1 protein-coding gene is annotated in these 1529 nt (G+C 64.7%); it reads left to right on the top strand.

The genetic code is table 11. The features are described 5' to 3' along the window. Positions 1-1529 (top strand): urocanate hydratase (hutU, locus tag CEC48_RS30785; RefSeq protein WP_088427254.1); only part of this gene is annotated, 1529 nt, incomplete at both ends.

Here is a 1529-nt window from a genome sequence, read left to right as displayed (position 1 = left end):
CGCGGCAACACGCTGACCGCCAAAAGCTGGCTGACTGAAGCGCCGCTGCGCATGCTGATGAACAACCTCGACCCACAGGTGGCCGAAAACCCGAAAGAACTGGTGGTGTACGGCGGCATCGGCCGTGCGGCGCGCAATTGGGAATGCTACGACCAGATCGTCGAAAGCCTGACCAACCTCAACGACGACGAAACCCTGCTGGTGCAATCCGGCAAACCGGTGGGCGTGTTCAAGACCCACAGCAACGCCCCGCGCGTACTGATCGCCAACTCCAACCTGGTGCCGCACTGGGCCAGTTGGGAACACTTCAACGAACTCGACGCCAAGGGCCTGGCCATGTACGGCCAGATGACCGCCGGCAGCTGGATCTACATCGGCAGCCAGGGCATCGTGCAGGGCACCTACGAAACCTTCGTCGAAGCCGGCCGCCAGCATTACAACGATGACCTCAAGGGCCGCTGGGTGCTCACCGCAGGCCTGGGCGGCATGGGCGGCGCCCAGCCTCTGGCTGCGACCCTGGCCGGCGCGTGCTCGCTGAATATTGAATGCCAGCAGGTCAGCATCGATTTTCGCCTGAGCAGCCGCTACGTCGACGAGCAAGCCACCGACCTCGACGACGCCCTGGCGCGCATCGAGAAATACACCAAGGCCGGCCAGGCGATCTCCATCGCGCTGCTGGGCAACGCCGCTGAAATCCTCCCGGAACTGGTCAAGCGCGGCGTGCGCCCCGACATGGTTACCGACCAGACCAGCGCCCACGACCCGCTCAATGGTTACCTGCCCGTCGGCTGGACCTGGGACGAATACCGCGCCCGCGCCAAGACCGAACCGGCCGAGGTGATCAAGGCCGCCAAGCAATCCATGGCCGTGCACGTTCAAGCGATGTTGGCCTTCCAGAAAATGGGCGTACCGACCTTCGACTACGGCAACAACATCCGCCAGATGGCGCAAGAAGTGGGCGTGGAAAACGCCTTCGACTTCCCGGGCTTCGTACCGGCCTACATCCGTCCGCTGTTCTGCCGTGGCATCGGCCCGTTCCGCTGGGCTGCACTGTCGGGCGACCCACAAGACATCTACAAGACCGACGCCAAAGTCAAAGAACTGATCCCGGACGACGCCCACCTGCACAACTGGCTGGACATGGCCCGCGAGCGCATCAGCTTCCAAGGCCTGCCGGCGCGTATCTGCTGGGTTGGCCTGGGCCAGCGTGCCAAGCTCGGCCTGGCGTTCAACGAAATGGTGCGCAGCGGCGAGCTGTCGGCGCCGGTCGTGATCGGCCGCGACCACCTGGACTCCGGCTCGGTGGCCAGCCCCAACCGTGAAACCGAATCGATGCAGGACGGCTCCGACGCCGTGTCCGATTGGCCACTGCTCAACGCCTTGCTCAACACCGCCAGCGGCGCGACCTGGGTTTCGTTGCACCACGGCGGCGGCGTGGGCATGGGCTTCTCCCAGCACTCGGGCATGGTGATTGTCTGCGACGGCACCGACGAAGCGGCTGAGCGTATCGCCCGCGTACTGCACAACGA

The organism is Pseudomonas sp. K2I15 (assembly GCF_002204795.1).
In the GTDB taxonomy this organism is placed as follows: Bacteria; Pseudomonadota; Gammaproteobacteria; order Pseudomonadales; family Pseudomonadaceae; genus Aquipseudomonas.
Note: the sequence above shows the minus strand (reverse complement) of the source record. Positions and strands in the feature narration are given on the sequence as shown.